7 protein-coding genes are annotated in these 7,328 nt (G+C 62.4%); 6 read left to right on the forward strand and 1 reads right to left on the reverse strand.

Features of this window, described 5'->3' with window-relative positions; genetic code table 11:
- The first annotated feature begins 322 nt into the window (after positions 1-322).
- Together galU and ARTSIC4J27_RS04720 are read left to right on the forward strand one after the other, a co-directional pair.
- Positions 323-1,213, forward strand: coding sequence for a UTP--glucose-1-phosphate uridylyltransferase GalU (gene galU / locus ARTSIC4J27_RS04715; RefSeq protein WP_050054067.1), 891 nt, complete (start codon positions 323-325; stop codon positions 1,211-1,213).
- A gap of 176 nt (positions 1,214-1,389) precedes the next feature.
- Complete coding sequence (locus ARTSIC4J27_RS04720; RefSeq protein WP_050054068.1) at positions 1,390-2,226, forward strand: response regulator transcription factor; 837 nt, start codon at positions 1,390-1,392, stop codon at positions 2,224-2,226.
- 75 nt (positions 2,227-2,301) lie between these two features.
- On the opposite strand, the gene ARTSIC4J27_RS04725 is transcribed toward ARTSIC4J27_RS04720, so the two are convergent.
- Positions 2,302-3,048 (reverse strand): AfsR/SARP family transcriptional regulator, encoded by a 747-nt coding sequence (locus tag ARTSIC4J27_RS04725; RefSeq protein ID WP_083435319.1) that lies wholly within the window; start codon positions 3,046-3,048, stop codon positions 2,302-2,304.
- Positions 3,049-3,410: 362 nt separating this feature from the next.
- Between ARTSIC4J27_RS04725 and ARTSIC4J27_RS04730 the strand changes: the two genes are divergently transcribed.
- From ARTSIC4J27_RS04730 to wecB, 4 genes are all read left to right on the forward strand, one after another.
- A complete protein-coding gene (locus tag ARTSIC4J27_RS04730) occupies positions 3,411-3,644 on the forward strand; it encodes a hypothetical protein (RefSeq protein WP_050054069.1) in 234 nt (77 codons plus the stop codon).
- A 533-nt stretch (positions 3,645-4,177) separates the two neighbouring features.
- The gene (locus ARTSIC4J27_RS04740; protein WP_083435320.1) at positions 4,178-5,515 is read left to right on the forward strand and encodes a glycosyltransferase family 2 protein; all 1,338 of its coding nucleotides are present in this window, start codon (positions 4,178-4,180) and stop codon (positions 5,513-5,515) included.
- Complete coding sequence (locus tag ARTSIC4J27_RS04745) at positions 5,512-6,162, forward strand: YfiR family protein (RefSeq protein WP_235436540.1); 651 nt, start codon at positions 5,512-5,514, stop codon at positions 6,160-6,162. The genes ARTSIC4J27_RS04740 and ARTSIC4J27_RS04745 overlap by 4 nt, the downstream gene beginning before the upstream one ends.
- Positions 6,163-6,283: 121 nt before the next feature.
- Positions 6,284-7,328: non-hydrolyzing UDP-N-acetylglucosamine 2-epimerase (gene wecB / locus ARTSIC4J27_RS04750; protein ID WP_327077636.1), on the forward strand; the 1,045-nt coding region annotated here is incomplete at its 3' end.

Here is a 7,328-nt window from a genome sequence, read left to right on the forward strand (position 1 = left end):
TTGGAACCTAAGGACGGATCATCGCAGGTCAGATGCGTTCACGTGCTCATGGTGCGGGCAGGAGAGATTGGTGAGGGTAGTACATAAAAGGCCAGGAAGGAGAATTCAGTTTGGCGATTCGGTGTGACCGACATCTCCCCGTTATGAAATTGTGGTGGGGCCGAAAATTGCATCAGGGTCCTCTAATCACTGCGTTCGGCGATGGATCGGACAATGAAAAGCAGCCGTCGCAGAGTTGCGGGTGTTGCCAATGTGAAAATTGTCATCTTGGTTTTTCTTCGTTAAATTGTCAGGCCCCTACATTCTTTTGTAGGGTGCACCAATGACTATGGGGAAAACTGTTACCAAAGCCGTCATTCCTGCTGCCGGATTGGGAACTCGCTTCCTGCCCGCCACCAAGGCAATGCCGAAGGAAATGTTGCCGGTGGTTGACCGACCGGCCATCCAGTACGTAGTGGAGGAGGCCGTGAAGTCGGGCCTCAACGACGTCCTGATGATCACGGGGCGCAGCAAGCGCGCGCTTGAGGACCACTTCGATCGTGCTCCCGGCCTGGAACGCGTGCTGGAGGAGAAGGGCGACAAGGGCCGCCTGGAGTCCATCCGTTACGCCTCCGAGCTCGGTCCCATCCACTACGTCCGCCAGGGCGAGGCCAAAGGCCTGGGGCACGCAGTGCTCTGTGCCAAGCAGCACGTGGGGGAAGAGCCCTTCGCGGTGCTGCTGGGCGACGACCTCATTGACGAGGCCGAGTCCCTGCTGACCACCATGATCGAGGTGCAGCAGAAAACGGGAGGGTCTGTCATAGCGCTCATCGAGGTCGACCCCTCCCAGATCAGCGCCTACGGCTGCGCTGACATCACCGCGGTTGAGGGTGAAGACTACGTCCGCGTCAACAGCCTGGTCGAAAAGCCGTCCGTGGCGGATGCACCGTCCAACCTTGCCGTGATCGGCCGGTACGTGCTGCACCCGTCCGTCTTCGGCGTTTTGGAAAACACGGAGCCGGGCCGGGGCAATGAAATCCAGCTGACAGACGCGCTGCAAACGCTGGCGGCCGACGAGGGCGAAGGCTCCGGCGTATACGGAGTGGTATTCAAAGGCCGTCGCTTCGACACCGGCGACAAGCTGAGCTACCTCAAGGCGGTCATCACTTTGGCGTCCGAGCGGGTGGAGTTCGGCGAGGACCTGAAGGCATGGATCAAAGATTTCATCAACTGAGACTTCTAAAGCCGCGACCATCCACAGCACGCGCCGCGCCGAATGCGCAAGGAAGAGTGTGCAGCTGGTCCCGGCTTTTTGCCAACTCGGCTGCTCCTGCCAGCGGCCACACGCGGGTGGTAGACGCAGATTGAATCAGAGCCATAGCCGGGGCTCGATGATATAGGGGGAAAGCGATGGGGGCGCGCGGCGTGGCGGTGGTGATCGAAGACAACGATGATGTGCGGGCGGCGCTGGCGGAGGTCTTCCGGCAGTCTGGCTTTGCCGTGCACCCAGCGTCATCGGGGTCTGAGGGCCTTGCCAGGGTGGTCGAGCACACACCTGACATTGTGACGATTGACATCGGCCTGCCCGACTTTGACGGGCTTGAAGCCTCCCGGCGCATCAGGACGTTCAGTGACGCTTACGTGATCATAATCAGCGGCCGGACAGATGAAGCGGATGCGCTCATGGGGTTTGAAGCGGGAGCTGACGACTACCTCACCAAACCCTTCCGCTCCCGGGAACTGAAAGCCCGCATAAAAGCGATGTTCCGCAGACCGAGACGCATCGACCGTGGATTCGGTGAACATCCTTCCCCTGTTCTCCATGGACGCGGTCACGCAACGCATGATCGCGAAGATGCAGACATGTTGACCGCCCCTCGCGTGGCGGTTGATGCGCATGCGTTGCCTGCCGTGCAAGCCGACGGCTCCGCGTTCGCACATAAAGGACTGACCCTTCACGAGGGCACGCGACAAGCTGCGATTGATGGTGTTCCCGTCGGCCTGACGCGTAGTCAGTTCGACATCCTCCTGGTCCTGATGGAGAGCGGACGGACGATCCAGACCAAGGCTGATCTGGTGCGACGGCTGCGCAATGAGCCGTACAACACAGGCTCCTTTGTCAGCGCTAAGGAAGAGCGGGCTATGGAGGTACACATCAGCAATCTCCGCAAGCGACTCGGCGAAAACCCCAGACGACCCCGTTGGGTGGAGACAGTACATGGCGTCGGATACCGCATGACTCCCTAGTTACATTCGGCGAAAGTGGCTCAGACTACCGCGGTCCGTCCCGCATCTGCCGATTCTTCCTGTGGCCGCGCGACTTTACGTTCTGTTCGAATTGATGCGCTCTGCAACTCTCGCGAGGTGCTCCGATGGTTCTATGCCCAACTCGACGCCCAAGTGGGTCCGGAAAGCCTGGAAAGTGCGCAAAGCACGAGCTCGGTTTCCGGACTTCAGCTCAGCGTTGATGAGCAGCGCAACGGCGCTTTCATTCAACGGCTCCAGCTCGAGGGCGCCCTCGGCCGCCTCGACGGCTTTGTGAACGTTCCCCTCGTCAATCCAGCGGCGAGCCAGCGTAAGGAATGCCCGCAGACGAAGGTTCCGCAGCCGCTGCTGCTCCAGGAACACCCAGTCGTCGTACCAGCCCGGCAACAGCTCTCCGCAGTTCAGGCACGCCAAGCAAGTATCGTCCGATAACTCCGAACCGAACTCGCCGAGACGCCTGACTTTACTGACCACATCGTGCAAATCAACGCTGACGTGATCTGACAGAGACAGCACTTGGCCGTCGTTTACCAGCAGCCCCGGAACTTGGCTGGATGTTAAGTAGACCGACGTTCGCAGGCTTTCCATAGCGCGTGCTTCTGGTCTGTCCGGCCATAACAGGCCGCTATAGTAGCGACGGGGCCGGGGGCCATTGATAGCCAACGCAGCTATCAGGCGTTGCTGCCGCGATGCGACGCGGATTTCGGTTCTGTCCTGCCACAACTGGAAGCATCGAAAAAGGTTCAGCTTAAACTGGGTGTCATTGTCCTGCGCCATTCCGTCCCCCAATAAGGGCTTGTCCACGGGGTCATAAGAAGTCCGCGTGAGTCCGCGTTCCCTGCGGCTCCCCCAGTTGACGCCGGCGCTGGTGAGCTTTTTCTCAACCCATCAGTCTTGCGCACTCGTACTGCCGTCGTTGGCAGTCAAAGCGACGCTTCTAGTCCGTCCTTCTGCTCTTTGCTGACAAAGTACCTCATAAGCAAACTGATGGAAATGGTGCCCTTTGACATTTCTGAAACCGTGGAAAGGGTTACAACTCCTGTTACGCGGGTGTGGCAGGGGAGCCAGCATCTTCAGGTTCACGCGATTAGACTTGATGTGAGGGGTTCTTAACCGACACGGGGACTTTGAAACAGTGCTCGTACTTTCGACGAGCAGGAGCGGCTTTGACGGACGAATCAGCTTCTGAGGCGTCAAACGGCGACCTGGTTTCCAGAAGCCTAGGCACTCTGGTAATCAATGTGTGGCGTGAAGCCGAGCACCCGATGCCGCTCCGTGCCCGCCTTTCCTCCCGAACTGAGGATGACTCCGAGGCGACAACGAGCTATGCCTCTGACCTGGACACCGTCCTTGCGCAAGTGACCGATTGGTACCAGGGACTGGCCGAGGCGCAGGAGTAGTAACACGTAGCCCTGAGCTTTCCCTGCAGATTGCCCTGCCTGTTTTAGGACGCTCCAGCCGGTTAGAACTCCAGCCGGCGATCACGCCTCAGTCACGCATGGGTCACGCCACCGGAACTTAGCTGTACAAATCTCAAGCCGTTGGTGATTTGGAGGCAGACCGTGTTCCTTTTTCTTCTTTTCAGAGGGCCAGCCGGAGCAGTGGGGTCCGCCGTCCCCGCCCGCGAAGCAGTGGCGGAGGTGTGAACCGGATGCCCATGGGCATTCTCACATCGGCGGAGGCCGCACAGTCGGCGCTCCACCTGGGGGGACGATTCCTGCTCACGATCTCGATGACGTTGTTTCTGGCCTACGTGCTCTTCATAATCGGGGCCGTCCTGATGTCAAGCCTTCTGAGCACGGCTCGCTCCGCCCGCCGGCGCCTCGCGCATAACAGTCCGGCCAAGTCGAGCGCTTCGCAGTCCGCGGCGCCGATGTGGCAGGTCAACTCCCCGGCCGACCGCCACGGAGCACAGGCGTAGGGAACAACGACCATGATGATCCTGTACGGTCAGCGCATCGACTTCGTCCTGATCCTGGCCGTGAGCCTGGTGCTCCTGTCGGTTCTGTACAGTGTGCTGATGCTCGTGCTGTCCCGGTTCGAACCGGCGTACGCGCGACGTCGAGCGGTGACCTCCCCCGCAGCCGCGGCCGAAAGAACCGTTATTTTCGTGGTGCCCTGTCTCAACGAGGAGCGGGTCCTCGCCGCAAGTCTCGATCGGCTCGTGGAGATGGATCACCCGCGGATGCAGGTCCTGGTGATCGATGACGGCTCGAACGACGGCACAGCTGCCATCGTGCGAGCCCGATCCGATCCCCGGGTCAGCCTGCTGCAGCGACGGCTGCCGACTGCCCGGCAGGGCAAGGGCGAAGCGCTGAATGCGGCGATCCGGCACATCCGCTCCGGGGCGCTCGGCGCCTACACCGACGCCTCGGACGTCGTTGTCTGTGTCGTGGACGCTGACGGGAGGATGGAGCCGCAGGCCCTGGACGAAGTGATGCCGCTCTTCGCGGATCCCCGCCTGGGCGCCGTACAGATCGGCGTCCGAATCAACAACCGCCACCAGAACCTGCTGGCCCGGATGCAGGACATCGAGTTCGTACTCTACACCGAGGTCTTCCAACGCGGTCGTCGGCACCTGGGAAGCGTGGGGCTGGGTGGCAACGGGCAGTTCGTGCGGCTTTCGGCCCTCATCAGCCTCGGCCCCGCACCTTGGTCCAGGAGCCTCTCCGAGGACCTCGACCTCGGCGTGCGACTGCTGATCAGGGGGTGGAACATGGAGTTCTGCTCCACCTCGGCCGTGCACCAGCAAGGTCTCGTGGACGTCCGGCGCTGGGTCAAACAAAGGACCAGGTGGTTTCAGGGTCACCTGCAGTCCTGGACGCTTGTCCCGTCGGTACTGCGGGACCTGACCGGCGCGCGCCGCGTGGACCTGCTCTACCACCTGACCAGCCCTTGCCTCCTCCTGCTCGCCTCCTTTCTCAGCGCCGCCTTCCTGCTGTGGATCGTCAGCATCGTCATCGGCGTCTTCACGTGGTCCCTGGATTTCTCGTGGTGGTGGGTCTCGGCGTATGCCGGGGCGTTTGGACCCGCGTTGATGTTTGGAGCCGTCTACTGGCGCCAAGAACGGGATCACGGCTTCGTGCCGCTGACCGCCCTCGTTGTCCTGCACGTCTACGTTGGCTACGCCTTCCTCTGGTACGTCGCCGGATGGAAAGCTGCTTTTCGCTCCCTCGCGGGGCGGAACTCTTGGGCGAAGACGGATCGGACCACGGACGACCAGGACTCGGCCGCAGAGGAGTTGGACCACCCGTTGACAGCGCCGGCATGAGGACAGCACTGTTGCTCGGGGCCACGATCCTGCTCGTGGGTTCTATCGCCGTCACCATCGGTCTGAGCCAGCGTGAGACCGGCCCTTGGTCGGACGGGGAGGTCATCGGACGGTGGACCGTGATGTACACCGGTTATGGCGAGGCCTCGGGCAATGACGACGAGGTCGTGCTCCATCCCAAGTCGGCCGCCTCCGCGGACATCACTCACGGCGGTCTCGTGCACACCACCCGCTCCTACATGGACCCCACCTTCGAGGTGACGGTGCATACCGAGCTCCAGGTGCGGAACGGTCCCCCGAACAACTGGGAAGTGGGCTGGGTGCTGTGGAATCTCAGCGACGACGAGCACTTCTACGCCGTTGCACTCAAGCCCAACGGGTGGGAGATCTCCAAGCAGGACCCCGCCTACCCTGGCAACCAGCGGTTCATCGCCAGCGGTCTGGAACCGCAGTTCCCCATTGGCCAGGACTACCGCGTGCGCGTGGAGCACGACTGGCCCCGCATGACCGTGAGCGTCGGCGGGCGGGAGCTCGCGACCATCACCGACGAAGAAAGACCGTACCGCGGCGGAACCATCGGCCTGTACACCGAGGACGCGAGAGTCCGCTTCACCGACCTGGACATCCTCGATGCCGCCCCCGACTGACCAGGGCCTTCGGGCTCCCACCAGACACCCAACGCACAGGAGCAATCCCATGTCTCACTCGTTCCACAGAGCGCCCGTCTCCGTCATGGCGATCTACGGCACACGGCCCGAGGCCATCAAGATGGCCCCTCTCGTAATCGCACTGCGCGACGACCCGCGCTTCGAGGTCCGCGTGGTCGTCACGGGCCAGCACCGCGAGATGCTGGACCAGGTCAATCAGTCCTTCGGCATCGTCCCGGACCGGGACCTGAACATCCATGCCGCTGGTCAGACGCTGACCGAGATCACGACACGGACGTTGCATGGATTGGCTCAGGTATTCGACGACGACCGACCGGATGCGGTTCTGGTGCAGGGCGACACGACGACCACCTTCGCCGCGTCCCTGGCGGCCTTCTACGCCGCCGTCACGGTAGTGCACACCGAGGCGGGACTGCGGACGGGCAACAAATACTCGCCCTACCCAGAAGAGATCAACCGGCGGCTCACCGGCCAGATGGCCTCCCTCCATCTGGCTCCAACGTGGGCCGCGCGGGACAACCTGCTGCACGAGAACGTCCCTTCCGACTCGATCGTGGTGACGGGCAACTCGGTCATCGACGCCCTGTTATTCACTGTCGCCTCCCGGCCGAGGATCGAGGACCCGGCACTGGGCGCGCGGCTGGCGGCGGGGCGTCCGGTGGTGCTCGTGACGGCACACCGCCGTGAATCGTGGGGAGAACCGCTGCGTCAGGTCGGCCGGGCGATCGCCCGGCTGGCTGCAGCGCATCCGGACCACGACTTCGTCTTCCCGGCGCACCGCAATCCCCTGGTGCGCGAGGCGATCCTGCCTGCTGTGCAGCATTGCCCCAACGTCCTGATTACGGAACCCCTGCCCTACGCACAGTTCTGCGCACTGCTGGAGCGCTCCTTCATCATCCTGACCGACAGCGGCGGAGTGCAGGAGGAGGGGCCCTCGCTGGGCAAACCGGTGCTGGTCATGCGGGATACGACCGAACGGCCGGAAGCGGTGGCCGTGGGCGCCGTGCAACTGGTGGGCACGGACGAGGAGACGATCGTGGACGCGGTGTCTATCCTCATCAAGGACGAACGGATCTACCGGCGCATGGCGAGGGCGCTCAATCCCTACGGCGACGGCCACGCCGCCGAGCGGACAGTCCGGGCTC

The sequence above is a fragment of the Pseudarthrobacter siccitolerans genome (assembly GCF_001046895.1).
GTDB classification, from domain to species: Bacteria; Actinomycetota; Actinomycetes; order Actinomycetales; family Micrococcaceae; genus Arthrobacter; species Arthrobacter siccitolerans.

Excerpts from the sequence above, each read along its gene's own strand:
- galU (WP_050054067.1), top strand. The coding sequence starts at position 323 with ATGACTATGGGGAAAACTGTTACCAAAGCCGTCATTCCTGCTGCCGGA.
- ARTSIC4J27_RS04720 (WP_050054068.1), top strand. The coding sequence starts at position 1,390 with ATGGGGGCGCGCGGCGTGGCGGTGGTGATCGAAGACAACGATGATGTG.
- ARTSIC4J27_RS04740 (WP_083435320.1), top strand. The coding sequence starts at position 4,178 with ATGATGATCCTGTACGGTCAGCGCATCGACTTCGTCCTGATCCTGGCC.
- ARTSIC4J27_RS04745 (WP_235436540.1), top strand. The coding sequence starts at position 5,512 with ATGAGGACAGCACTGTTGCTCGGGGCCACGATCCTGCTCGTGGGTTCT.